This window comes from Ramlibacter algicola, from assembly GCF_016641735.1.
Taxonomy (GTDB): Bacteria; Pseudomonadota; Gammaproteobacteria; order Burkholderiales; family Burkholderiaceae_C; genus Ramlibacter; species Ramlibacter algicola.
Genome location: NZ_JAEDAO010000001.1, coordinates 2,617,224 through 2,641,301, shown reverse-complemented (window position 1 = coordinate 2,641,301; position 24,078 = coordinate 2,617,224). Strand labels below are relative to the sequence as shown.

The 24,078-nt window shown below is 68.5% G+C and carries 27 protein-coding genes and 1 pseudogene; 9 read left to right on the top strand and 19 right to left on the bottom strand.

Translation table 11 applies throughout. The features are described from left to right. Positions 1–34: 34 nt before the first annotated feature. On the top strand, positions 35–952 hold the full coding sequence (locus I8E28_RS12790) for an asparaginase (RefSeq protein WP_200788437.1): 918 nt from the start codon (positions 35–37) through the stop codon (positions 950–952). A 6-nt stretch (positions 953–958) separates the two neighbouring features. On the opposite strand, the gene adk is transcribed toward I8E28_RS12790, so the two are convergent. The 6 genes from adk to I8E28_RS12760 form a co-directional block, all read right to left on the bottom strand. After that, positions 959–1,615: an adenylate kinase gene (adk, locus tag I8E28_RS12785; RefSeq protein WP_200788436.1), complete on the bottom strand. Its 657-nt coding sequence runs from the start codon at positions 1,613–1,615 to the stop codon at positions 959–961. Positions 1,616–1,723: 108 nt separating this feature from the next. Next, on the bottom strand, positions 1,724–2,491 hold the full coding sequence (gene kdsB, locus I8E28_RS12780) for a 3-deoxy-manno-octulosonate cytidylyltransferase (protein WP_200788435.1): 768 nt from the start codon (positions 2,489–2,491) through the stop codon (positions 1,724–1,726). Further along, a complete protein-coding gene (locus I8E28_RS12775; protein ID WP_200788434.1) occupies positions 2,492–2,698 on the bottom strand; it encodes a Trm112 family protein in 207 nt (68 codons plus the stop codon). It lies immediately after the preceding gene. Next, positions 2,679–3,680 carry a tetraacyldisaccharide 4'-kinase gene (lpxK, locus tag I8E28_RS12770; protein ID WP_200788433.1) on the bottom strand — a complete coding sequence of 334 codons (1,002 nt, stop codon included), beginning with the start codon at positions 3,678–3,680 and terminating at the stop codon, positions 2,679–2,681. The genes I8E28_RS12775 and lpxK overlap by 20 nt, the downstream gene beginning before the upstream one ends. A gap of 3 nt (positions 3,681–3,683) precedes the next feature. Next, positions 3,684–4,106 (bottom strand): ExbD/TolR family protein, encoded by a 423-nt coding sequence (locus tag I8E28_RS12765; protein ID WP_200788432.1) that lies wholly within the window; start codon positions 4,104–4,106, stop codon positions 3,684–3,686. Next, positions 4,103–4,732 (bottom strand): MotA/TolQ/ExbB proton channel family protein, encoded by a 630-nt coding sequence (locus I8E28_RS12760; RefSeq protein WP_200788431.1) that lies wholly within the window; start codon positions 4,730–4,732, stop codon positions 4,103–4,105. Before I8E28_RS12760 ends, I8E28_RS12765 begins: the two co-directional genes overlap by 4 nt. A gap of 218 nt (positions 4,733–4,950) precedes the next feature. Between I8E28_RS12760 and I8E28_RS12755 the strand changes: the two genes are divergently transcribed. Genes I8E28_RS12755 through I8E28_RS20735 form a run of 3 tightly spaced genes read left to right on the top strand, consistent with a single transcriptional unit; the run spans position 4,951 to position 6,995 of the window. Then, the gene (locus I8E28_RS12755; protein ID WP_200788430.1) at positions 4,951–5,088 is read left to right on the top strand and encodes a hypothetical protein; all 138 of its coding nucleotides are present in this window, start codon (positions 4,951–4,953) and stop codon (positions 5,086–5,088) included. Continuing rightward, on the top strand, positions 5,064–6,353 hold the full coding sequence (xseA, locus tag I8E28_RS12750) for an exodeoxyribonuclease VII large subunit (RefSeq protein ID WP_239027229.1): 1,290 nt from the start codon (positions 5,064–5,066) through the stop codon (positions 6,351–6,353). Before I8E28_RS12755 ends, xseA begins: the two co-directional genes overlap by 25 nt. A 60-nt stretch (positions 6,354–6,413) precedes the next feature. Further along, on the top strand, positions 6,414–6,995 hold the full coding sequence (locus I8E28_RS20735) for a superoxide dismutase (RefSeq protein WP_239027413.1): 582 nt from the start codon (positions 6,414–6,416) through the stop codon (positions 6,993–6,995). A gap of 63 nt (positions 6,996–7,058) precedes the next feature. On the opposite strand, the gene I8E28_RS12745 is transcribed toward I8E28_RS20735, so the two are convergent. The 3 genes from I8E28_RS12745 to I8E28_RS12735 form a co-directional block, all read right to left on the bottom strand. Continuing rightward, on the bottom strand, positions 7,059–7,499 hold the full coding sequence (locus tag I8E28_RS12745) for a DUF192 domain-containing protein (protein ID WP_239027228.1): 441 nt from the start codon (positions 7,497–7,499) through the stop codon (positions 7,059–7,061). A 67-nt stretch (positions 7,500–7,566) separates the two neighbouring features. Next, complete coding sequence (locus I8E28_RS12740; protein ID WP_200788428.1) at positions 7,567–7,767, bottom strand: signal peptidase; 201 nt, start codon at positions 7,765–7,767, stop codon at positions 7,567–7,569. A 169-nt stretch (positions 7,768–7,936) separates the two neighbouring features. Beyond that, a complete protein-coding gene (locus I8E28_RS12735) occupies positions 7,937–8,221 on the bottom strand; it encodes a hypothetical protein (protein WP_200788427.1) in 285 nt (94 codons plus the stop codon). 207 nt (positions 8,222–8,428) lie between these two features. Between I8E28_RS12735 and icd the strand changes: the two genes are divergently transcribed. Beyond that, positions 8,429–9,682 carry an NADP-dependent isocitrate dehydrogenase gene (icd, locus tag I8E28_RS12730; RefSeq protein ID WP_200788426.1) on the top strand — a complete coding sequence of 418 codons (1,254 nt, stop codon included), beginning with the start codon at positions 8,429–8,431 and terminating at the stop codon, positions 9,680–9,682. A 202-nt stretch (positions 9,683–9,884) separates the two neighbouring features. Here icd and I8E28_RS21010 read toward each other — a convergent pair. Continuing rightward, positions 9,885–10,079: pseudogene (locus I8E28_RS21010) on the bottom strand (cold-shock protein); the annotation flags it as partial. A 303-nt stretch (positions 10,080–10,382) separates the two neighbouring features. Between I8E28_RS21010 and clpS the strand changes: the two are divergent. Continuing rightward, complete coding sequence (gene clpS / locus I8E28_RS12720) at positions 10,383–10,751, top strand: ATP-dependent Clp protease adapter ClpS (RefSeq protein ID WP_200788424.1); 369 nt, start codon at positions 10,383–10,385, stop codon at positions 10,749–10,751. Positions 10,752–10,808: 57 nt separating this feature from the next. Beyond that, positions 10,809–13,130, top strand: coding sequence for an ATP-dependent Clp protease ATP-binding subunit ClpA (gene clpA / locus I8E28_RS12715; protein ID WP_200788423.1), 2,322 nt, complete (start codon positions 10,809–10,811; stop codon positions 13,128–13,130). Positions 13,131–13,193: 63 nt separating this feature from the next. Here the strand turns inward: clpA and I8E28_RS12710 are convergent, their stop codons facing one another. Genes I8E28_RS12710 through I8E28_RS12695 form a run of 4 tightly spaced genes read right to left on the bottom strand, consistent with a single transcriptional unit; the run spans position 13,194 to position 16,798 of the window. Then, positions 13,194–13,658, bottom strand: a complete 465-nt coding sequence (locus tag I8E28_RS12710) for an EVE domain-containing protein (protein WP_200788422.1) — start codon at positions 13,656–13,658, stop codon at positions 13,194–13,196. A 38-nt stretch (positions 13,659–13,696) separates the two neighbouring features. Next, a complete protein-coding gene (gene eno / locus I8E28_RS12705; protein ID WP_200788421.1) occupies positions 13,697–14,971 on the bottom strand; it encodes a phosphopyruvate hydratase in 1,275 nt (424 codons plus the stop codon). Further along, positions 14,968–15,981, bottom strand: coding sequence for a phosphotransferase family protein (locus I8E28_RS12700; protein ID WP_200788420.1), 1,014 nt, complete (start codon positions 15,979–15,981; stop codon positions 14,968–14,970). Before I8E28_RS12700 ends, eno begins: the two co-directional genes overlap by 4 nt. Positions 15,982–16,003: 22 nt before the next feature. Next, the gene (locus tag I8E28_RS12695; RefSeq protein ID WP_200788419.1) at positions 16,004–16,798 is read right to left on the bottom strand and encodes an SGNH/GDSL hydrolase family protein; all 795 of its coding nucleotides are present in this window, start codon (positions 16,796–16,798) and stop codon (positions 16,004–16,006) included. A 114-nt stretch (positions 16,799–16,912) separates the two neighbouring features. Here I8E28_RS12695 and I8E28_RS12690 point away from each other — a divergent pair, with 114 nt between their 5' ends. Next, positions 16,913–17,833, top strand: a complete 921-nt coding sequence (locus I8E28_RS12690; protein WP_200788418.1) for a ketopantoate reductase family protein — start codon at positions 16,913–16,915, stop codon at positions 17,831–17,833. A gap of 7 nt (positions 17,834–17,840) precedes the next feature. Here the strand turns inward: I8E28_RS12690 and I8E28_RS12685 are convergent, their stop codons facing one another. The 5 genes from I8E28_RS12685 to lptF are packed head-to-tail and all read right to left on the bottom strand — an operon-like array spanning position 17,841 to position 22,549. Continuing rightward, a complete protein-coding gene (locus tag I8E28_RS12685) occupies positions 17,841–19,010 on the bottom strand; it encodes a pyridoxal phosphate-dependent aminotransferase (protein ID WP_200788417.1) in 1,170 nt (389 codons plus the stop codon). Continuing rightward, positions 19,000–19,944, bottom strand: a complete 945-nt coding sequence (locus I8E28_RS12680; protein ID WP_200788416.1) for a CysB family HTH-type transcriptional regulator — start codon at positions 19,942–19,944, stop codon at positions 19,000–19,002. Before I8E28_RS12680 ends, I8E28_RS12685 begins: the two co-directional genes overlap by 11 nt. 45 nt (positions 19,945–19,989) lie before the next feature. Then, positions 19,990–20,355: a sirohydrochlorin chelatase gene (locus tag I8E28_RS12675; RefSeq protein WP_200788415.1), complete on the bottom strand. Its 366-nt coding sequence runs from the start codon at positions 20,353–20,355 to the stop codon at positions 19,990–19,992. Further along, on the bottom strand, positions 20,352–21,455 hold the full coding sequence (gene lptG, locus I8E28_RS12670) for an LPS export ABC transporter permease LptG (RefSeq protein WP_200788414.1): 1,104 nt from the start codon (positions 21,453–21,455) through the stop codon (positions 20,352–20,354). Before lptG ends, I8E28_RS12675 begins: the two co-directional genes overlap by 4 nt. Further along, positions 21,452–22,549 (bottom strand): LPS export ABC transporter permease LptF, encoded by a 1,098-nt coding sequence (gene lptF, locus I8E28_RS12665; RefSeq protein ID WP_200788413.1) that lies wholly within the window; start codon positions 22,547–22,549, stop codon positions 21,452–21,454. Before lptF ends, lptG begins: the two co-directional genes overlap by 4 nt. A 36-nt stretch (positions 22,550–22,585) precedes the next feature. Here lptF and I8E28_RS12660 point away from each other — a divergent pair, with 36 nt between their 5' ends. Beyond that, entirely contained in the window at positions 22,586–24,076 is a 1,491-nt protein-coding gene (locus tag I8E28_RS12660) for a leucyl aminopeptidase (RefSeq protein WP_200788412.1), read from the top strand. Positions 24,077–24,078 lie beyond the last annotated feature (2 nt).

Here is a 24,078-nt window from a genome sequence, read left to right as displayed (position 1 = left end):
TATTTTTAACCAGTTTCGTGAAAGAGCGCAAGTGATGGCGGATCGGATCGTTGTTCTGGGGACCGGGGGCACGATTGCCGGGCGCGGGCGAGGCCCGCAGGACCACGTCGGCTACCGCTCGGGCGAAGTCCCGGTGGGCGACTTGTTGGCCGGCATTCCCGTGCCGGGAGGCGTTCGCGTGGACGTCGAGCAGATCGCGCAGGTGGACAGCAAGGACATGGACCCGCAGGTCTGGGCCACGCTGGTGGCTCGCTGCAGCGAAGCGCTTGCGCAGGAGGACGTGCGCGGCATGGTCGTCACCCATGGCACCGACACGCTGGAAGAGACGGCGTACGTGTTGCACCGCTGCGTGCCGGCGAGCAAGCCGGTGGTGCTCACGTGCGCGATGCGTCCTGCCACCGCCTTGTCGCCCGATGGACCGCAGAACCTCGCCGACGCGTTGCTCATCGCCGCACAAGACGGTGCCCATGGCGTGCTGCTCGCGTGCGCTGGCCGCGTCCACGGCGCGGTGGGCTTGCGCAAGGTGCATCCCTACCGCCTCGATCCGTTCGAGTCCGGCGAGGGCGTGGTCGGCTACGTCGAGGATTCGCGCTGGCGCCCGTCCCGCGACTGGCCTGTCGCGCCCGCGGCTTCGATGTCACTGCCGAACGCCGAGTGGCCCTGGGTCGCGATCGTCATGAGCCACGCCGGCGCCGATGCGCGCCAGGTGGATGCGCTGGTGCGCGACGGCGTCCGTGGCCTCGTCGTGGCGGGGACGGGCAACGGCACCGTGCACCACGCGCTGGCCGCCGCGCTGCGACAGGCGAGTGCGCGTGGGGTGCGCGTCGTGCGCACCACGCGGTGCGCGGAAGGACTGGTGGTGGATGGCGGCCGCGATGCGGAGTTCGAGACCCTGCCGCTCACGCCCGTGCAGGCACGGGTGGAACTCCAGTTGCGGCTGGCGGCCGCCTGAGCGAGATCAGCCGGCGAGTGCCTGCAGGGCGCGCGCCGTGATCTCTTCGACGGTGCCGATGCCGCTGATGGCGCGGTAGCGGGGCGCGTTGACCGGATCGGCCTTGGCCCAGTTCGAGTAGTAGTCCACCAGCGGGCGCGTCTGCGAGGCATAGACCTCCAGGCGCTTCTTCACCGTGTCCTCGCGATCGTCGTCGCGCTGGATCAGCGGCTCGCCGGTGACGTCGTCACGGCCTTCCACCTTGGGCGGGTTGAACTTCACGTGGTACGTGCGGCCCGAGCCCGGGTGCGAGCGGCGGCCGCTCATGCGCTCGATGATCGCTTCGAAGGGAACGTCGATCTCGAGGACGTAATCGAGCTTGACGCCTGCGTCCTTCATCGCGTCGGCCTGCGGGATCGTGCGCGGGAAACCGTCGAACAGGAAGCCCTTCGCGCAATCCGGCTGCGCCAGGCGTTCCTTCACCAGGCCGATGATCAGGTCGTCGCTGACCAGGCCACCGGAGTCCATCACCTTCTTGGCGGCCAGCCCGAGGGGCGTGCCGGCCTTGACCGCTGCGCGCAGCATGTCACCCGTCGAGATCTGCGGGATGCCGTACTTCTCGCAGATGTACGCGGCCTGGGTGCCTTTGCCGGCGCCTGGCGCGCCCAGCAAGATCAATCTCATGGATGTCCTCGGATGGTCTCTGGGGGGCGGGCGCTGCAGGCCCGCTTTCATTGGCGCGGGCCTTCGCGCCTCTCTCGGTCGAGGATAGCACGCACCCCTTCGGGGACCTTACGCGCGCGCCGAGCCGAACAGCGCGCGCACGCGCTCGAGATCCTCGGGCGTGTCCACGCCGGGCGCGGGCGCCGCGGCACTCACGTGCACCGCGATGCGATGGCCGTGCCACAGCGCACGCAACTGCTCCAGCGCCTCGGTGCGCTCGATCGGCGCCTGGGCCAGGGCCGGGAACGCGCGCAGGAAGTCGCAGCGGTAGCTGTAGATGCCGACGTGGCGCAGCGGCGCGGGATCGTCCGGCAGGCGATCGACGCCGGCGGCGAACCCGTCGCGCCACCAGGGCAGCGGCGCGCGGCTGAAGGTGAGGGCGAGGCCGCTGGCGTCGGTGACGACCTTGACGACGTTCGGGTTCACGAAGTCGGCCACCGACTGGATCGGGTGCGCCGCGGTGCCCATCGCGGCGCCGGGATGGGCGTCGAGCACGCGTGCCACGGCGTCGATGAGCGACGGCTCGATCAGCGGCTCGTCGCCTTGCACGTTGACGACGAGGTCGTCGCCGGCCAGGCCAAGCGCCACGGCTGCTTCGGCGAGGCGGTCGGTGCCAGAGGGATGGCTGGCTGCGGTGAGCACGGCTTCGACGCCATGCGCGCGGCACGCGTCGGCGATGCGCTCGCTGTCGGTGGCGACGGCCACGCGCTGGGCAGCCGAGACGCGCGCCTGTTCCGCGACGCGCACGACCATCGGCTTGCCGCCGATGTCGGCGAGCGGCTTGTCAGGCAGCCGCGTGGAGGCCAGCCGGGCGGGAATGAGGACGGTGAATCGCACTCAGGCCAACGGCGTGCGCGCGGGGTGCCGCTCGAGGTCTTCGTCGCTCAGGGGCCGCGCCTGGTCCTCGAGCAGCACCGGGATGCCGTCGCGGACCGGGTAGGCCAGGCGTGCGCTGCGCGAGACGAGTTCCTGCCGGGTGCGGTCGTAGTCGAGGTGCCCCTTGGTGACGGGGCAGACCAGCAACTCAAGCAGCTTGGGATCCATGCGTCGATGATAGCCGTGCATCCAGCCACGCATCGAGTGCACGCCAGAACGCCGGGTCGATGTCCACCTCGAGCGGCACCGCCAGCGCATCGGGCCGAAGCTTCCAAAGCTTGGCCGCGTCCTTCTCCGTGCACAGCACGATCGCGTCGCGATCGTCCAGGCCGGCCGGCAGGCTGTCGAAGCGGTCGTGGTCGGGCAGGGCGACGGTCGCTGCGAGCCCGACGCCGCGGGCGCGCAGCATGTCGAAGAACACCTGCGGCTGCGCGATGCCGGCGACCGCGATGCAGCGCCGGGTGCGCAGCGACTGCAGGTCGATCGTGCGTCCATCGGAACCGAGCGCGGTCCCCGCCAGTTGGCGCCGCACGGTGAATCCCTCGATGCCGCGCGCGCCTTCCGTGCGGAGCACCAGGTCGGCAGGGCGCGGCCACGGTTCGCGCAGCGGCCCGGCGGGCAGGGGCCACCCGTTGCCGATGCCGCGATCGTCGAACACGACGATTTCCAGGTCGCGTGCGAGCGCGTGGTGCTGCAAGCCGTCGTCGCCCAGCACCACGCGAACGTCCGGGTGGCGGCGCAGCAGCAGTTGCACGGCCTCCTGGCGCCGTGCGGCGACGGTCACGGGCACCGCCGCGGAGCGCGCGATGAGCAAGGGTTCGTCCCCGGAGCGCCTGGGATCGGTGTCCGGCGTGACCTCGAGGACCGCGTCGCCGTCACGCCCATGGCCGCGGGAGACGACACCAGATGAGATGCCGCGCTTCCGCAGGTGGCGTGCAATGGCGATCACGACGGGCGTTTTGCCCGCGCCGCCAGCCACCACGTTGCCGACGATGACGACCGGCACGGGCGCGCGCCAGGCGGTTCGCACGCCCCATTGGAAGAGCGAGCGATGGAACGATGCCAGCAAGCGATAGAGGAGGGCGAGCGGGAGCAGCAGCACCGCCACCGCGCCGCGATGCAGCCAGGCTCGCTGCAGCGCGGCCGCCACCGGTCAGCGCGCCTGCGCGGGAGACTGCGCCGCGAAAGTGACCTGATGCAGGCCGGCGCGGCGCGCGGCTTCGAGCACGGTGATCACGGCCTGGTGCGGCGACGTCGCGTCGGCGCTGACGATGATCACGCTTTCCTTGCCGGCCTTGGCTGCGTCGCCCAGGGCCATCGCCAGCACGTCGGCGCCGCGGCCGACCACGGCCTGCTTGTTCACCGTGTAGCGGCCGTCGCTGGACACGCCGACGACGACTTCCTTCGGGTAGTCGCGCTGCGCGTCGGCATCCGCCACCGGGAGCCGCAGTTGCAGTTCGGTGAACTTGCTGTACGTGGTCGAGAGCATCAGGAAGATGAGCACGACCAGCAGGACGTCGATGAACGGGATCAGGTTGATCTCCGGTTCCTCGCGCGAACGGGTGCGGAAGTTCATGCCTTGCGCAGCGAATTGAGGTGGCGCGCGAAGCGCTCGGACGCGAGCTCCAGCGTCAGCAGGTAGCCGTCGACGCGGGCGCGGAAGTAGCGCCAGAAGATGAGCGCCGGGATCGCGATCACCAGGCCGAAGGCGGTGTTGTAGAGCGCCACGGAGATGCCGTGCGCGAGCTGCGCCGGGTTGGTGCCGGAGCCGCCCGTCGGGGCCTGCGAACCGAAGATCTCGATCATGCCGATCACCGTGCCCAGAAGGCCCAGGAGCGGCGCGGCCGAGGCGATGGTGGCCAGCGCGCTGAGATAACGCTCGAGCCGGTGGGCGACGGCGCGGCCCGCGCCTTCCATCGTCGCGCGCAGGTCGGACTCGCTGCAGCGCGGATTGCTGTTGAGCGCGCGGAACCCGCTGGCCAGCACTTCACCGAGCGCGGAGTTCTGCTCGAGCTGGGTCACGACGTCCGGCCCGGGGACCGAATTGCGGGACACGGCCAGCGCTTCGTCGAGCAGTTTGGGAGGCGCGACGCGCGCCGTCTTGAGGCTCAGGAAGCGTTCAATGACGAGGGCGAGCGCGAGGATCGAGCAGGCAACCAAGGGCCAGATCGGCCAGCCTGCGGCTTGTATGATGGACAGCAAGGGGACTCCGCCGCGTTTGACTACGAATTGCTGGGCGCGATTATGAGCGACCGGGCGAGCTGTAGGACGACTTCGATGCGGCGTAGGACGCCACCCACAATTCTTGTGGATAAGTTTGTGCAGAAAGTCTCTCCGTTGCGTCTACACCCCGCGCCGGAGCGGGTTCGCGACAGATCGATGACATTTTCAGCACGGATTTCCCCTTCAAGATCAACGACTTGCACGACAAGCTCGTGCTTTTCGCGATATTTCGCGTTGGCGCGCCGCGCTTGCGCGCGCTGTGGATGATTCGTCCCCAGATTTCGGCCGCCGAGGCCTGCCGCGCCTGGCGATGCAGGATCCGGATCCAGCAGTGACGCCACGAATCTGGGCAGTCGGCGCGCTGACCCGCGCCATTGCTGACACCCTGGAGGCCCGGTTCAACCCCGTTGCGGTCCGCGGCGAGGTTTCGGGCCTGTCGCGGGCGTCCAGCGGGCACCTGTACTTCAACCTCAAGGATCCGCAAGGCCAGCTGCGCTGCGCGATGTTCCGCCGCGCGGCGTCGATGCTCGACCGTATGCCGGCCGAGGGCGATCTTGTCGAGGTCCAAGGCCGGTTGGCCGTCTACGAACCGCGCGGCGACCTGCAGCTCATCGTGGAGAGCCTGGCGCATGCGGGGCAGGGTGCCTGGTACGAGCGTTTCCTGCGGCTCAAGGCCAAGCTGGAAGCCGAGGGCCTGTTCGATGCCGGCCGCAAGCGCGACCTGCCGTTCCTGCCGCGCACGATTGGGCTGGTCACGTCGACCGGCGCGGCAGCGCTGCACGATGTCGCGACGGCGCTGCGGCGGCGCGTGCCGCATGTGCCGGTGGTGTTCGCGCCTTCCGCGGTCCAGGGGCCGCAAGCCGCGCAGGACCTGGTGGCCGCGCTCGAGCGCCTGTATGCACTGGCGGCGCAAGGGCAGGTGGACGTCATCCTGCTCGTGCGCGGAGGCGGCTCGATCGAGGACCTGTGGTCCTTCAACGAGGAGGCGGTCGCGCGCGCCATCGTGCGCAGCCCCGTGCCCCTGGTGTGCGGCGTCGGCCACGAGACCGACTTCACGATCGCCGACTTCTGTGCCGACGTGCGCGCGCCGACGCCGACGGCCGCCGCCGAACTGGTGGCGGCGCCGCGCGCCGAGATGCTGCATCGGCTGGACATCCTGGAAGGACGGCTGCAGGACGCCATCACGCGCCGCATCGACGTCGCCTCACAGCGGCTGGACCAAGCTGCTGCACGCATGGGCCGGCCGTCGGCCCGCATGGCGACCCAGCACAGGCTGCTGGCGCAAAGCGGGCAGCGTCTGCGGCATGCGCTCGTGCTGCGCATCGAGCGGGCGGCCGCGAAGCTGCAGGCGCTGGAGACCGACCGCCGCAATTGCACCGCCAAGCAACTGCAGCGCTCGGGGGACCGGCTGCACCGGCTGGAACTGCGGCTGCAATTGCTGGACCCGCGCCTCGTCCTGCAGCGTGGCTATGCGCTGCTCACGGACGAGCAGGGCCACGTGGTGAGCCGCGCCGGCCAGGCGCAGCCCGGGCAACCGCTGCGGGCCCAGCTGGCCGAAGGCGAACTGGACCTGCAGGTGACGCGACCACGCCTGCTGTAGGCGTGTGCGTTCCTGCCTAGAATCGGCGCCTTCTTGCAACAACGACTGCCCGAGGAATCCATGGAACACACCCTGCCCCCGCTGCCGTACCCGATCGACTCGCTGGCGCCGCACTACTCCAAGGAGACGCTGGAGTACCACCATGGCAAGCACCACAACGCGTACGTGGTGAACCTGAACAACCTGCAGAAGGGCACCGAGTACGAGGCGATGTCCCTGGAGGAAATCATCAAGAAGTCCTCGGGCGGGATCTACAACAACTCGGCCCAGATCTGGAACCACACGTTCTTCTGGAACTGCATGAAGCCCGCCGGCGGTGGCGAGCCCGCAGGCGCGCTCGCCGAAGCGATCACGAAGAAGTGGGGCAGCTACGCGGCGTTCCGCGAAGCCTTCGTGAAGTCCGCCGTGGGCAACTTCGGCTCGGGCTGGACCTGGCTGGTGAAGAAGCCCGACGGCAGCGTCGACATCGTCAACACGGGCGCCGCCGGCACGCCGCTGACGACCCCCGACAAGGCGCTGCTGACCGTCGACGTGTGGGAGCACGCGTACTACATCGACTACCGCAACCTGCGTCAGAAGTTCGTCGAGACTTTCCTCGACAAGCTGGTGAACTGGGACTTCGCGCAGAAGAACTTCGGGTGATCGCCGCAAGGCACGAGCAGGAAGGGCCGCATGAGCGGCCCTTTCTTTTGCGCGGCGGTGTGATCAGCGCCGGAACGGTTCGCCCGCCAGCCGGAACCCGGCCTTGATGTTGCGCTTGGCGAACCAGCCCTGGTTCATCTCGAGCACGTAGCGCACCGGTCGCTTCGAGCAATGGCCGTCGGTCGTCTGCGGCTTCATGTCGGCGAGATTGACGATCTCGCCATCGTCCGCGACGAAGGCGGCCGTCAGCGGCAGCAGCGTGTTCTTCATCCAGAAGCACTGGACGCCCGGCTCCTCGAACGCGAACAGCATGCCTTCGTTCTGCGGCATCTGCTTGCGGTACATGAGCCCGGTGGCGCGCTGGTCGGGCGTGTGCGCGACCTGGGCGTCGATCTGGTGCATGCCCGCGGACAGGCGCACGCGCGGCAGGTCGGTCTGGGGTTCCTGGGCCGCGACGCCGGCACCTGCGAGGAGGGCGGCGGCCAGGACGAGGGCATTCTTCATCGGCGCGATTGTGGGCCGGAAAAGCAAAATGCCCGCTTGCGCGGGCATGGGCATCGGGTGCCGGAGATCAGGCGGCCTTCTCGGCCTTCTTCGCCTTCTTGCTCTTCTTGGCCTTCTTGGTGGCCTTCATCTCCTTCTTGTCCGCCTTGGCGCTCGAAGCGGCCGGCGCGGCAGCCGCGGCGGGCGCAGCGGGGGTCGCGGGCGTGGCTTGCGCAAACACGGCGGCGGAGAACACGGTGGCCATCAGGGCGGCGAGCAGCTTGTTCATGAATCAGTCCTTCAGGAGAGAGGTGGTGACGGGAGATTCGCTTCCGGTGTCCCGCAGCGGGATCCGGAAGGCTCCTCCACAACGGCAGCCGCGACGGTCCGGTTGACACCTCCCGCCCGGAAAGCAAAACGCCCGCGCGAGGCGGGCGTTTTGCTCGAAGCGCCAGGAATTACTTCTTGGCTTCTTCCTTCTTCATCTCGGCCTTGGCTTCGGCCTTGTCGGCCTTCTTCTCGGCCTTGGCGACCTTCTTCTCGGCTTTCTTCTCGGCCTTGGCAGCCTTCTTCTCGGCCTTCGCTTCGGCCTTGGCTTCCTTCTTCTCGGCCTTGGCTTCGGCCTTGGCCGGGGCGGAGGCGGCGGCCTTCGGAGCCGACGAGGCGGCGGCCGGGGCGGCGGTCTGCGCGAAGGCGGCGGCGGCGAAGAAGGTGGCCACGAGGGCGGCAAGCAGCTTGTTCATTTGGGAGATTCCTTGATGAATGGCGGTTTTCGAAACTCACCTCCCGTCGCCGGGAAGCCTCCCGCCAACGGCTGAGCTCCGCGTTCCGTTGACAGGGGCCACCGCGACGCGCCCGCGATGCGGATGGCGCCGACGGCGTGCGGGCTAGAATCGACCGGTTCGGCCGCAGGCCGGACGCCTCACCCATCTCCGGAGCCAGTCGTTTCCATGTACCAGCACATCAAGGTGCCCAGCCAGGGCCAGAAGATCACCGTCAATGCCGACATGTCCCTGAACGTGCCGGACCAGCCGATCATCCCGTTCATCGAGGGCGACGGTACCGGGATGGACATCACGCCCGTGATGCTGAAGGTGGTGGATGCGGCGGTGGCCAAGGCCTACGGCGGCAAGAAGAAGATCCACTGGATGGAGATCTACGCCGGCGAGAAGTCGACCAAGGTCTACGGCCCCGACGTGTGGCTGCCCGAAGAGACGCTGAAGGTCGCGCGCGAATACGTCGTGTCGATCAAGGGCCCGCTGACCACGCCGGTCGGCGGCGGCATCCGGTCGCTGAACGTCGCGCTGCGCCAGGAGCTGGACCTGTACGTCTGCCTGCGCCCGATCCAGTACTTCAAGGGCGTGCCGTCGCCGCTGAAGGCGCCGGAGAAGACCAACATGGTCATCTTCCGCGAGAACTCCGAGGACATCTACGCCGGCATCGAGTACGAAGCCAACACCGACAAGGCCAAGAAGGTCATCAAGTTCCTGACCGACGAGATGGGCGTCAAGAAGATCCGCTTCCCGCAGACGTCCGCCATCGGCATCAAGCCGGTGTCCGTCGAAGGCACCGAGCGCCTGGTGCGCAAGGCGCTGCAGTACGCGATCGACAACGACAAGCCCAGCGTCACGCTCGTGCACAAGGGCAACATCATGAAGTTCACGGAAGGTGGCTTCCGTGACTGGGGCTACGCGCTCGCCAAGAAGGAGTTCGGCGCGGTCGAGATCGACGGCGGCCCGTGGTGCAAGTTCAAGAACCCGAAGACCGGCAAGGACATCGTGGTGAAGGACTCCATCGCCGACGCGTTCCTGCAGCAGATCCTGCTGCGCCCGGCCGAGTACAGCGTGATCGCCACGCTCAACCTGAACGGCGATTACGTGTCCGACGCGCTGGCCGCACAGGTCGGCGGCATCGGCATCGCCCCGGGCGCCAACATGAGCGACTCGGTCGCCATGTTCGAGGCCACCCACGGCACGGCGCCCAAGTACGCGGGCAAGGACTACGTGAACCCCGGTTCCGAGATCCTGTCGGCCGAGATGATGCTGCGCCACATGGGCTGGACCGAAGCCGCGGACCTGATCATCAGCTCCATGGAGAAGTCGATCCAGTCGAAGAAGGTGACCTACGACTTCGCGCGCCTGATGGAAGGCGCCACCCAGGTCAGCTGCTCCGGCTTCGGCCAGGTGATGATCGACCACATGTGATCGGCCGGGCAGCGCTGCACGCGCTGCTGCCGCGCACGAAAAAAAGCCGCCCCCGGGGCGGCTTTTTCATTGGCGCGGACAATGCCTACTTCGGCACGCCGTCCGACCGGCTGGCCGGCGCATGGAACTGCGGAGCACGCACCTTCGACTGGCGTGCCGGGCGGTCCGGCGCAGGCTGGGTCTGGATCGGCTGGATGTCGGCCTGGATGTTCTGCGCGAGCTGGCCCTTGGGGCCCTGCGTGATGTCGAACGTGACGCGCGAGCCCTGCTTGAGCGTCTTGAAGCCTTCCATCGCGATGGCGGAGAAATGCGCGAACACGTCCGCGCCGCCGCCATCGGGCTCGATGAACCCGAAGCCCTTGGCATCGTTGAACCACTTGACAGTACCGGTCGCCATCCAGGGCCCCCTTTGTTATCCCGAACTGAGCAGTGAGTGTCCGGGATTCGTTCCGGCTCTGTCAATATTTTCACAAACTTAAGTTTTGATGACTCCGACGGGCGGGTCCCAAGGCGGCCATCAGACCACGGCTGGAAGAATGGAGCGCCGCGTTTTTCTTCCCGCGTGCCTCCACGGCACCCAGCGCGGCCGGAATGGCTCTTTTGGCCGCAATCCGACACGCGCGTGCACCGCGGTGCTTGAATGTCGCGCGAGGGTCACCATTTGCGACTGGCGGTGCAGTGCGCAGGCCCCCTAGATAGAATGAATTTCATGGCAACCGACCCCCCCGTGCCCGCACCGGCCGCCCCCGTGGCGCGACCGACGGACGACGACGGTGGCTCCGTGGTGCTCGAGCGGCGGACCCAGAAGGTCAAGCCGCCCCAGATGTACCAGGTCGTCATGCTCAATGACGACTACACCCCGATGGAATTCGTCGTCGTGGTGATCCAGGAGTTCTTCAACAAGGACCGCGAGACGGCCACGCAGATCATGCTCAAGATCCACCTCGACGGGAAAGGGATCTGCGGCGTGTATTCGCGGGACGTGGCGGCGACGAAGGTCGAACAGGTGCAGGAGGCGGCACGGCAGGCCGGGCACCCGTTGCAGTGCGTCAGTGAACCCATCGAGTGAAACCGGGTCGAACACCGCGATCGACGACATCGGAAAAGCAAGGCAGAAGGAAATCTCATGATTGCCCAGGAATTGGAAGTCAGCCTCCACATGGCATTCGTGGAGGCGCGGCAGCAGCGCCACGAGTTCATCACCGTGGAACACCTGCTGCTGGCCCTGCTGGACAACCCCAGCGCGGCCGAAGTGCTCCGGGCATGCTCGGCGAACATCGACGACCTTCGCAAGTCGCTGTCCAACTTCATCAAGGACAACACGCCGCAGGTCGCAGGGACGGACGACGTCGACACCCAGCCGACGCTGGGATTCCAGCGCGTGATCCAGCGCGCGATCATGCACGTGCAGTCCACCGGCAATGGCAAGAAGGAAGTGACCGGCGCCAACGTGCTGGTGGCCATCTTCGGCGAGAAGGACTCGCACGCCGTGTACTACCTGCACCAGCAGGGCGTCACGCGCCTGGACGTGGTGAACTACATCGCCCACGGCATCAAGAAGAGCGACCCGCCCGAGCCCGCCAAGAGCGGTGAATCCTCGTCCTCCGACGGCGAGGAGGGCGGCGAGAAGAACGAGAAGGCGTCGCCGCTGGAGCAGTTCACCGTCAACCTGAACCAGCAGGCCAAGGACGGCAAGATCGACCCGCTGATCGGCCGCGAGTACGAGGTCGAACGCGTCATCCAGATCCTGTGCCGCCGCCGCAAGAACAACCCGCTGCTGGTGGGTGAGGCCGGCGTGGGCAAGACGGCCATCGCGGAAGGCCTGGCCTGGCGCATCGTGCAGAAGGACGTGCCGGAGATCCTGGCCGAGTCCAACGTGTACTCGCTCGACATGGGCGCGCTGCTGGCGGGCACCAAGTACCGCGGTGACTTCGAGCAGCGCCTCAAGGGCGTGCTCAAGTCGCTGAAGGACAAGCCGAACGCGATCCTGTTCATCGACGAGATCCACACCCTGATCGGCGCCGGCGCGGCGTCGGGCGGCACGCTGGACGCGTCCAACCTGCTGAAGCCGGCGCTCTCGAGCGGCCAGCTGAAGTGCATCGGCGCGACCACGTTCACCGAGTACCGCGGCATCTTCGAGAAGGACGCGGCCCTGTCGCGGCGCTTCCAGAAGGTCGACGTGGTGGAGCCGACCGTCGAGCAGACGATCGAGATCCTCAAGGGCCTGAAGTCGCGCTTCGAGGAGCACCACAGCGTCAAGTACGCGGCGACCGCGCTGCAGGCGGCGGCCGAGCTGTCGGCCAAGTACATCAACGACCGCCACCTGCCGGACAAGGCCATCGACGTCATCGACGAAGCCGGTGCCGCTCAGCGTATCCTGCCCGCGGGCAAGCGCAAGAAGACCATCTCCAAGACCGAGGTCGAGGAGATCGTGGCCAAGATCGCGCGCATCCCGCCCGCGAACGTGTCCAACGACGACCGCGGCAAGCTGCAGAACATCGAGCGCGACCTCAAGTCCGTCGTGTTCGGCCAGGACAAGGCGCTGGAGGTCCTCGCGGGTGCCGTGAAGATGGCGCGGTCCGGCCTGGGCCGCGCGGACAAGCCGATCGGCTCGTTCCTGTTCTCCGGCCCCACGGGCGTGGGCAAGACCGAAGCGGCGAAGCAGCTGGCCTACATCATGGGTATCGAGCTGATCCGCTTCGACATGTCCGAGTACATGGAGCGCCATGCGGTGTCGCGCCTGATCGGCGCGCCTCCCGGCTACGTCGGCTTCGACCAGGGCGGCCTGCTGACCGAGGCCGTCACCAAGAAGCCGCACGCGGTGCTGCTGCTCGACGAGATCGAGAAGGCGCACCCCGACATCTTCAACGTGCTGCTGCAGGTGATGGACCACGGCACGCTGACGGACAACAACGGGCGCAAGGCCGACTTCCGCAACGTCATCATCATCATGACGACCAACGCGGGTGCCGAGACCATGAACAAGGCGACCATCGGCTTCACCAACCCGCGCGAAGCGGGCGACGAGATGGCCGACATCAAGCGCCTGTTCACGCCCGAGTTCCGCAACCGCCTGGACGCGCTGGTGAGCTTCAAGGCGCTGGACGAGCAGGTCATCCTGCGCGTGGTCGACAAGTTCCTGCTCGTGCTGGAGCAGCAGCTGGCCGAGAAGAAGGTGGAAGTCACCTTCACCGACAAGCTGCGCAAGCACCTGGCGAAGAAGGGCTTCGATCCGCTGATGGGCGCGCGCCCGATGCAGCGCCTGATCCAGGACACCATCCGCCGTGCGCTGGCCGACGAACTGCTGTTCGGCCGCCTCACCGACGGTGGCCGCCTGACGGTGGACCTCGACGACAAGGACGAAGTCCTGCTGGACATCCAGCCGTTGCCCAAGAAGGAGGGCAAGTCCAGGCCGGAGCCGGAGGAGATCTCTTCCAGCGACCAGTGAGCGCGCGAGCGCCGCACGAAAAAGCCGCCCTCGGGCGGCTTTTTCTTTGTGCGCACGGCACGCTCAGGTCTCGCCCAGCAGCTTCAGGATCTGGCGCCAGTGCTTCGCCTCGACCGGCGTGATGGACAGCCGGTTGCCCCGGCGCAGGATCACCAGGTCCTCCAGCCCCTTCGCCGCACGCAGCTCGGGCAGCCCCAGGAGGCGTGTCTTCTTGCGCACGTGCACGTCGACGAGCGTCCAGCGCGGCTCTTCCTTTTTGGACGCCGCGTCGTAGTACTTGGACTTGCGGTCGAACTGCGTCGGGTCGGGATAGGGCGTCGATGCGACTTCCCCGAGTCCCACGACGCCGGGTTCCGCGCAGCTGGAGTGGTAGAAGAGCACGCCGTCGCCCACGCGCATCTGGTCGCGCATGAAGTTGCGTGCCTGGTAGTTGCGCACCCCCGTCCAGGGCACCGTCGACTTGGGCGCCGCGATCGCGTCGTCCACCGACACTTCCTCCGGCTCCGATTTCATCAGCCAATACTGCATCCGCAGGTCCTCCTCAGCGCGCGATTGTGGTGGATGCGTCAGCGGCGGGCGAGTGCACTGCCGCCGGCAAAGCCCGCCGGTGCCCCGGGCCGCGTCTCGATGCGCACGCCTTCGTTCCACTTCGCCATGCGTTCGGAGCGCGCGAAGGATCCCACCTTCAGCTGGCCCGCATCCCAGCCCGTGGCGAGATGCACGATGGCGACGTCTTCGGTCTCGCCGGAACGCGCCGAGACGATGGTCGCGAAGCCGGCCTCCCGCGCCGCTTGCAGGGCTTGCAGCGCCTCGGTCACCGTGCCGGCCTGGTTCGGCTTGACCAGCACGCAGTTGCAAGCGCCGGCCGCCGCCGCCTGACTCACGCGGTCCGCATTCGTCACGAGGTAGTCGTCGCCCACGACCTGCACGCGTCCCTGGCAGGCCCGCGTGAAGGCGGCCAGTCCGCGCTCGTCGTCCTCGGCGAGCGGGTCCTCGATCGACACGATCGGGTAGCGCTCGATCCATCGCAGCAGGCGTTCCGACAGGGCGTCGGAATCGAGCTCCTCGCCCTCGAGCGCCAGCCGGTAGCGGCCATCGCGGCCGAACTCGGACGCCGCGATGTCGAGCGCGATCGCGACGTCCTGTCCTGGCACGTAGCCTGCGCGTTCGATGGCCGCGACCAGCGCATCGAGCGCTTCCTCGTTGCGCGCGAAGTCGGGCCACCAGCCGCCTTCGTCCGCCACGCCGGCGAGGCGTCCGCGCTCGCGCATCCACTCGCCTGCGCAGCGGTACACCTCCGCGGTCATTTCCAGCGCCTGGGAGAACGACTGCGCGCCGACGGCAACGACCATGAAATCCTGCACGTCGACGCGCCGCCCGGCATGCGCGCCGCCGCCGAAGACCTGGATCTGGGGCAGGGGAAGCCGCACGGGCCGGTCGCCGGCGAGATGCCGCCAGAGCGGAAGGCCGCGGGCGGCGGCCGCTGCGTGCAGGACCGCGAGCGACGTCGCGACGAGCGCGTTGCCGCCCAGCCGCTCCTTCGTGGCCGTGCCGTCCAGTGCGATGAGCGCGGCATCGATGCCGCCCTGGTCCGCCTCGTCGCGGCCGACGAGGAGCGGCGCAATCTCGCGGTCGATGCCCTCGATCGCGCGCTGCACGTCCAGGCCCCCGAAACGCGGTCCGCCGTCGCGGCGCTCGATCGCCTCGCGCGTGCCCCTGGACGCACCTGCAGGCGCCATGCCGAGGCCGACCGCGCCGCTGGCGGTCCGCACCTCCACTTCGACGGTCGGGCGTCCGCGCGAATCCCAGATGCGGCGGGCGAGGACTTGCGAGATGGTCATGGCAGGAAGGCGCTCTCCCAGCGCCGCAGGAGCGATTGCAGGTCCGCCGCGGATGACCGCAGCAGCTCGAGCGCTTCGCGACGCACGGCTTCGCGCGTCGGTGCATCGAGGTATTCCACGGGCGATTTCCCGTCGACGCGCGCGAGCGACAGGCCCGGCAGCAGCGCGGCCGTGCGCGCGTCGAGGTCCTCGCGACGCTCCCAGTGCACGTGCGGCCAGTACCCGCCGATGAAGGCAGCGGCCCCATCCAGCAATGAACGCGCATGCGCCGGCAAGTGCGCAGCCTTCAGCAGGAAGTGGTTGAGGCAGAAAGCGAGATCGAAGGCGGGATCCCCATACCAGGCGCATTCCGCGTCGAGCAGCACCGGGCCCGCGGGTCCCAGCAGGATGTTCTTCGGGCTCACGTCGCCATGCACGAGGACGCGCCTGGTCGACGCGGTGACGTGCACGAGCGAGAGCAGCCGGTCGGCGAGGGCCGGATGGACGCGGGCGCTCTCCACCAGGTAGGGCTCGAGCCGGATGGCGTGGAAGTTCGCGTCCGTGGCGAACGCCTCGGCCAGCCTGGGCTGCCCGGCCGTCGCCGCATGGATGCGGCCCAGCACGTCCCCGACGGTGCCGGCCATCGCGACGTCGACGCGGCCCGCAAGCAGCTCGGCCTTCCAGTTCAGGTGGCGGGCGCCGAGGAACTCCATCGCCATGCTGCACGTCTCGCGGTCGTCCGCCAGCACGCGAGGGACGTGCACGGGCACGATCGCGGCCGCTTCGCGCAGGTAGGCCGCCTCGTGGAACACGCGCTCGACCGGCGCGAACCAGTCCTTGGCGACCTTGAGCTTGGGCAGGGCTTGCTTGACGCACACGTCGCCGCCGCGAAGGCGCACGCGGTAGATGCCCGAGGACACGCCGCCCGCCAGCGGAATGGCATCGACGGGATCGCCCTCCGCCGCGAGTCCGAGCCGAACCATCAGCTGCCGCAGCGCGGCGGCATCCTGGCCAAGGTCGGGGATGGGCATGCCCGGATTATCCGGGCCGCGCTCACCAGCCGCGCGCGTCGAGGATCGGCTTCAGGAACTGGTGTGCGAGGACGTCCGCGCCGAACCCGGTCAGGTGGATGTCGTCGAAGCGCAGGGTCGCGGACGGGACGTCGGCCTGCAGGTTCGCCGCACCTTGCGGGTCGTTGGGGTTCGACTGCGCCACCATGAACGCGCGGATGTCGACGAAGTGGTAGCCGTAGCGCGCGGCCAGCTCGCGGTTGATCTGCTCCACGACGTTGTACTGCGCCGTGCCGCGCGCGCCCTCGGTCGCGTTGTTCACCAGCGAGAGCACGAGGTAGCGGTCGTTGCCGGGCGCCAGCAGCGCCACGTTGGCGGCGATGTTGGCGAGGACCTGCGACGCGGCCGTCGCCGAGTCGATCCGCACGTCGTTGTGGCCGGTCCAGAACAGCGTGGTCGCGTTGCGGTACTGCGTGTCGTCCGCCTGGTGCTGCAGAACCATGGCCGACGTTTCGCCGGGAAAACCACCGTCGTGGACGTCCCGGCCGGAATACAGCGGCGCCAGCGCGCGGACGACGGGCGGCATCATCGAGTCACCCCACAGCGCGATCGGCCCGCTGAACGGCGGGTCGAGGCGCGGCGGCGGCGAGCTGCTTGCGGCGGCTGCCGGCGCGGCCGCGGGTGCTGGCGCAGGCGCGGGTGCGGGTGCCGGCGGGCCTGCCGCGGCCGCGCCGGAGTCGGCCACCACGGGACCGCCACCTCCGCCTCCGCCGCCACCACCACCGCAGCCGGCCAGCCACAGGCCGGCCAGGCACGCCAATGCGTCACGCCTGTCCATGTCGACTCCCTGATTCAACTGCGGCCATTGTTCGGGCCGCCCATGACAGCGTGTGTAAGGCCAGTCCCGGTTTTGTCACGGTGCGTGGCGGATGAGCGGTGCCTAGAATGGGCCATGACCCAGCCACTCCATCCCGTCGTCGTCGTCGGCGCAGGCGCCGTCGGCTGCTTCTTCGGCGGCATGCTCGCCCGCGCCGGCCACCCGGTGGTGCTGGTCGGCCGGCCGCAGCACGTGGACGCGATCGAGCGCCACGGGCTGCGGATGGAAGCCCGCGACTTCGACGAGCACGTCCGGCTTCGCGCGACGACCGACATCGCCGCCGTCGCGCAGGCCCAGGTCGTGCTGTTCTGCGTGAAGTCCGGCGACACGGAAAGCGCGGGAGCCCAGCTGAAGCCGCACCTGCGGCCGGAGGCCCTCGTGCTGTGCCTGCAGAACGGCGTCGACAACGCCGATCGCCTGCGCACGGTGCTGCCACCCCGGCAGGTCGCTGCGGCGGTCGTCTACGTCGCCACCGAGATGGCCGGCCCTGGCCACCTGAAGCACCACGGCCGTGGCGATCTCGTCATCGAGCCCGTGACGCGCAGCGAGGAGGTGGCCCAACTGTTCGCCCAGGCCCGCGTGCCGGTCGAGATCTCGTCCAACGTGCGCGGCGCCCTCTGGGCCAAGCTGGTCGTCAACTGCGCGTACAACGCGGTATCCGCCATCGCGCAGCGTCCCTACGGCGAGAACGTGCGCAGCCCGGGCATCCAGCAGGTCATGAGCGACGTGGTCGCCGAATGCCTGCTGGTCGCGCAGGCGGAGGGCGTGGAGATTCCCGGCGACATCGACCTGGCGGTGCGCCGGATCTTCGAGACGATGCCGACCCAGCTTTCATCGACGGCCCAGGACCTAGCGCGCGGCAAGCCGACCGAGATCGACCACCTGAATGGCCTGGTCGTGCGCCGTGGCCAGGCCCTGGGCATCCCGACGCCGGTCAACCGCACGCTCTGGGCGCTGGTCAAGCTGCTCGAAGGCAAGCAGCAGCGCGCCGGCTGAGCGCGCGTCAGAGCCGCGCGAGGCGGTCCAGGGCGGCGCGCAGCGTGTCGTCCTTCTTGGCGAAGCAGAAGCGCACGACGCGCTGGTCGAAGCCGTCGCCATAGAACGCCGACAGCGGGATCGCGGCGACGCCGAATTCGCGCGTGAGCCACTGGCAGAACTCCGCCTCCGGCAGGTCGCTGACCGCGGAGATGTCCACGCACTGGAAGTAGCTGCCCTGGCTGGGCAGCAGTCGCAGCCGGGTGCGCGCCAGGCCCTCGCGGAACAGGTCGCGCTTGCGCTGGTAGAACGCCGGCAACTGCAGGTACGGCTGCGGGTCCGCCATGTACTGCGCCAGGCCGTGCTGCACGGGCGTGTTGACCGTGAACACGTTGAACTGGTGCACCTTGCGGAATTCCGCGGTCAAGGGCGCCGGCGCGGCGACGTAGCCGACCTTCCAGCCGGTGACGTGGTAGGTCTTGCCGAAGCTCGAGACGATGAAGCTGCGCGCCGCCAGCCCCGGGAAGCGCGCTGCGCTCTGGTGCGGCTGGCCGTCGAACACCATGTGCTCGTAGACCTCGTCGCTGATCAGGAAGACGTCGGTCGGGGCGAGCAGTTCCTGCAGCCGCAGCATTTCCTCTCGCGACCACGCCGTGGCGCTCGGGTTGTGCGGGCTGTTGACCAGGATCGCGCGCGTGCGCGGCGTCATCGCCGCGGCGATGCGATCGAAGTCGGGACGGAACGTGCCGGGCACGAGCGGGACCCGCACCACCGTGCCGCCGGCCAGCTCGATGTTGGGCACGTAGCTGTCGTAGCAGGGTTCCAGCACGATCACCTCGTCGCCGGGCCGCACGATCGCGAGGATCGCCGTGATGATGGCCTGCGTCGCACCGGCGGTGACGGTGACTTCGGTGTTGGCGTCGTAGCTGTGGCCGTATACGGACTGCAGCTTGCCGGCGATCGCCTCTCGCAGCGCCGCCACCCCCGCCATCGGCGGGTACTGGTTCAGGCCGCGCTCCATCGCGCCGGTGACGGCCTGCACCAGCTTCGGGTCGCATTCGAAATCCGGGAAACCCTGGCCCAGGTTGACGGCGCCCGTTTCCGTGGCGAGCGCGGACATGACGGTGAAGATGGTCGTGCCGACGGCGGGCAGCTTGGTCTCGACCGGGGGGGTGCGCACGGGAAAGTCAGAGGTCATAGTCGTTGGCCTGGCCGCTCATGGCCTTGGCGATGAGGTTGCGATCGAGGCGGTCCGAGAGCAGCTCGGCGAACCGGAACACGAAGTTGCGCAGGTAGGCGCCGCGCTTGAAGGCGACGCGCGCGATGTTCTGCCCCAGCAGCGTGCCCAGCGGGCGCACGGCCAGGTCCGCGTTCTGCGGCTGGTCGCGCACCGCCATCTCGGCGACGATGCCGACACCCAGGCCGAGCCGCACGTAGGTCTTGATCACGTCGGCGTCGATCGCCTCGAGCGCGATGCGCGGCTGCAGCTTGCGTTGCGCGAACGCGTTGTCGATCCGGGTGCGGCCGGTGAACGACGGGTGGTACGTGATGATCGGCTCCTCGGCCAGGTCCTCGAGGGTGATGCGCTCGTGCGCGGCCAGCGGATGGTCCTGCGGCATCACCAGCACGTGCTGCCATTCGTAGCAGGGCAGGGTGACGAGTTCCTGGTAGTCGGACAGCGACTCGGTGGCGATGGCGATCTCGGCGACCTCGTCGATCAGCATGCGCGCGACCTGGTCCGGCGAGCCCTGGTGCAGGCTGATGTTCACCTTGGGATACGCCTCGCGCAGGCGCGCGATGGGCAGCGGGAGAACGTAGCGCGCCTGGCTGTGCGTGGTGGCGATGGACAGTGTCCCGCTGTCCTGCGCGCTGAACTGCTCGCCGATGCGCTTGAGGTTGCCCACCTCCCGCATGATCAATTCGATGCTGCGCAGCACGTGCTGGCCGGGCTCCGTGATGCGCTTCAGGCGCTTGCCATGGCGCGCGAAGATCTCCACCCCGAGCTCTTCCTCCAGCTCGATGATCGCCTTGGACACGCCAGGCTGAGACGTGTGCAGAGCCTTGGCGGCCTCGGTCAGGTTGAGGTTGCGCCGTGCCGCTTCCTGGACGAAGCGGAACTGGTGCAGGTTCATACGGTTTCCCGTCTAAGACGATGAACCTATTATTGCAAAAGCGAATTAGGAGCGCTTGAGGATGGCTTCCGCGAGGCCATCGAGCAGCTCGTCCCACTCGCCCACGGCCGGGGTGACCTGCACGTGCAAGCCTGGATGGCGCTGGCGGACCTCGTCGATGAGTCTCGGCAGGTCCTCGCGGGCATGGCGCCCGACGCCGAAGAACACCGGGACGATGGTCACGGCGCCGATGCCGTCGGCGACGAGCGCGTCACAGCAACCGGGCAAGTCCGGCGCCTGCAGTTCGAGGAACGCGCAAAAGACCTCGACGGCAGGAGCGCGCTGTCGCAAGCGGGCGGCGAGGGCGTCCATCGGCTCGCGCCACTGCGGGTCGCGCGACCCGTGGCCGAACAGGACGACCGCGCGCTTCATCGGCGTAGCACGAGCCAGCTGAACGCCGCCAGCGACAGCAGCGAATAGAGCAGGCCCGGCGCGGCGGCGGTGAGCCATGGCCACCAGTCGCGCAGGTTGCCGACGTAGCCGAACACGTTGTTCAGCAGGAAGAAGCTGATGCCGATCAGGACGCCGCCGAAGACGTAGCTGGTGATGCCGCCGGAGCGGAAGTGCAGGTAGGCGAAGGGCAGGGCCAGCACCACCATCACGAGGCAGCTGAGGGGATAGAACACCTTGCGCCAGAACTCGATCTCGTAGCGCTGCGACGTCTGGCCGTTGGCTTCCAGGTGGCGGATGTACTGGAACAGGTCCAGCGTCGCCATGCGGTCGGGCTTGAGGAGGGCCACCGACACCATCTCGGGGCTGATCTCGGTGCGCCACAGCCACTGGGGCAACTTCGACTGCGCCACCTGCGCAGCGCCGTCGCGGTTGGTGGTGAACAGCGTGCGTTCGACCTCGTGCAGTTGCCAGCCGCCCTCGGCGAAATTGGCGCGCGGCGCACGGACGATGCTGACGACGAAGCCGCGCTCGTCGGCCTCGAAGATGCGCACGGACTGCATCGAACCGTCGGGGGACAGCGCGCCGACGTTCACGTTGTAGGTGGCGTTCGCCTGCCGCTCCTTCAGCCAGGCGCCGGTCTGTCCGATGCTGATGCGACCCTGGAACCGCGCACGCAGCAGCTGCGCCGCGCGGTCGGCCGCGGGTGCGACGTAGTCGCCGACCGCGAACGTGAGCACCGTGAACACCATCCCGAGGGCCAGCAGCATGCGCAGCGCGCGTCCGGGGCCCAGGCCGCTGGTGCGCAGGATCGTGTACTCCGAGCTCTGCGCGAGCCGGGCCATGACGAAGATGGTGCCGATCAGGACCGCGATGGGCAGCAGCTCGTACAGGTGGCTCGGCACCATCAGCGCCACGTACAACAGGGCTTGCGTCAGGCGGTAAGGCGTGGTGACGCCCTTGCCGACGTTGGGCAGCTCGTCGACGAAGTCGAAGAAGAAGAACAGCGCGAGGAATCCCGCCGCCACGAAGGCGACCGACGCCAGCACTTCACGCCAGACGAGGCGCCGGATCGTCTTCATGCCGCGGCCGTCCTCGGGCCGCGGGAGCGCCGCCAGGACCAGTTGTTGTGCTGCTTGGCCAGCCACAGCGCCACGATGGCGAAGGTGCCGCCGTGCAAGGCGAGCATGAACGGCGCGAAGCCCGCGCGGCCCGTGCTGATCCAGCCCTGGCCGAGGTTGATGAGGTTGTAGTAGACGATGAAGGCGAACAGCGCGAAGACCAGGTTGCCGCTGCGTCCCGCGCGCGGGTTCACGCTGGACACCGTCACTGCGATCAAGATGAAGTTCACGGCCGCCAGCGAGATGCCGACGCGCCACGCGAGCTCGCCGAGGTTGGCGCGCGTCGGCTCCATCACCAGGCGCGCGGTGGACAGCGTCTTGGCCGGCGCGGCGTCCTGCGGCCCGAGGTCGGCGGCGCCGACGCGGTTGCCCAGTTCGTTGAATTCACTCACCCGCAGCTCGCGCCCATCGAGGGTGCTCTCCACCCGCTGTCCGTTGGACAGCAAGAGGAACTGGCTGTCGCCCTGCTGGACGACCCGGCCCGCGCGCGCCGAGGTGATCGTCTGGTGCCCGCGGTCGACGCTGGAGATGAAGATGTTCTTGCCGGACTTGTTGTCCGGCGTCTCCTTGTCCAGGAAGAACACGCGCGCGCCGTTGGCGGATTCCTGGAACTGGCCCGGCGCGACGCGCTCGAGGTCGCCGCGGCTGCCATAGCGGTCCTTCAGTTCCTGCGTCTGCTGGTTCGCCCACGGCCAGATGATCAGCGCCAGCACCGCGGCGCCGGCGAGGATGGGCCACGCGAACCCGAACAGCGGCCGCAGCAGCGCCGACAGCCCGCGCCCGGCGGAAAACCAGATCACCATCTCGCTGTCCGTGTACATCCGCGACAGCGTGCCCACGATGGCGATGAACAGCGACATCGTGATGATCGGCGGCAGGTACCCCAGGACGGAGTACCCCATGACCATCATGATTTCCTGCGGGTTGACGCTGCCGCGATTGGCCTGCCCGAGCGTGCGGATCAGGGTCATCGTCACCACGATGGTGACCAGCACGACCAGCGTCGCGCCGAAGCTGCGCGCCAGTTCTTTGCGCAAGGACGAATGGAATAACATCGGCGCGGCCGCGACTACGCGAATAAACAGGAGATTATGGACTTCGAACTCAAGACCTTCGGGCTGGCCGATGCCTGCCGCCAGAAATGCGACGCGCTCGTCGCCGTCGTCACCGAGAACGGCCGCGCGGGCACGGACCCGGTGTCGAAGATCGTGCAGGCGGCGCGCAAGTCCGGGGACTTCGAGCCGAAGGCGGGCAAGCTGCTGCAGGCCTGGGGTGTCGAAGGCGTTGCCGCGAAGCGTGTCGTGATCGCCGGCGCGGCCGATGGTTCCCCGCGCCGCGTCCAGTCCGCCGTGCAGGCGGCCATCGGCGCGCTGCGCAGCAAGGGCGTCAAGCGCATCGTGGTGTGCCTGCCGGAAGATGCGGACGAAGCCGCCGTGCGCGTCGCGACGACGGCCGTCGCGGAAGCGAGCTACGTCTACGTGGCCACCAAGTCCAAGGCCGAAGGCCGTGAGCTGGAGCGCGTGACCATCGCGGCCGCCAAGGGTTCGAAGGCTGCCTTCGAACAGGGCCGCGGCATGGCCCTGGGCGTCGAGTTCGCGCGCGAGATGGGCAACCTGCCGCCCAACGTCGCCACGCCGACCCGCCTGGGCGAGGAGGCGAAGAAGCTGGCCCGCCAGCACGGGTTCAAGTGTGAAGTGCTGGGTCCCAAGGAAGTCGAGCGCCTGGGCATGGGTTCCTTCATGGCCGTCGCCCGCGGTTCCGAGGAGCCGCTGCGCTTCATCGTGCTGCAGTACCGCGGGGCTTCCGACTCGCAGGCGCCGGTGGTGCTGGTGGGCAAGGGCATCACGTTCGACAGCGGCGGCATCTCGATCAAGCCCGGTCCCGAGATGGACGAGATGAAGTTCGACATGTGCGGCGCCGCCAGCGTGCTGGGCACGTTCCGCGCGCTGGGCGAACTCAAGCCCAAGCTCAACGTCGCCGGCATCATTCCCGCGTGCGAGAACCTGCCCGATGGGCGCGCGCTCAAGCCCGGTGACGTGATCACCAGCATGAGCGGCCAGACCATCGAGGTCCTGAACACGGACGCCGAAGGCCGCCTGATCCTGTGCGACGCGCTCACGTATGCCGAGCGCTTCAAGCCCGCCGCCGTGGTTGACATCGCGACGCTGACCGGCGCCTGCGTCATCGCGCTGGGTGGCGTGCGCAGCGGCATGTACGCGACGGACGACGCTCTTGCGCAGTCGCTGCTCGCCGCCGGCGACGCCGCGCTGGACCTGTGCTGGCGCATGCCGCTGGACGACGAGTACGCCGAAGGCCTGAAGACGAACTTCGCCGACGTCGCCAACATCGCCGGCCGTCCCGCCGGCTCCGTGACCGCCGCCAAGTTCCTGCAGCGCTTCGCGGGCAAGGCCCCGTGGGCCCACCTGGACATCGCCGGCACGGCGTGGAAGGGCGGCGCGTCCAAGGGCGCGACCGGCCGTCCCGTCGGCCTGCTCGTGCAGTACCTGCTGTCGCGGCAGGGCACCGCGGCCACGACCGGCAAGACCGCTGCACGCAAGGGCACCCGCAAGGCTGCCGCCTGAGG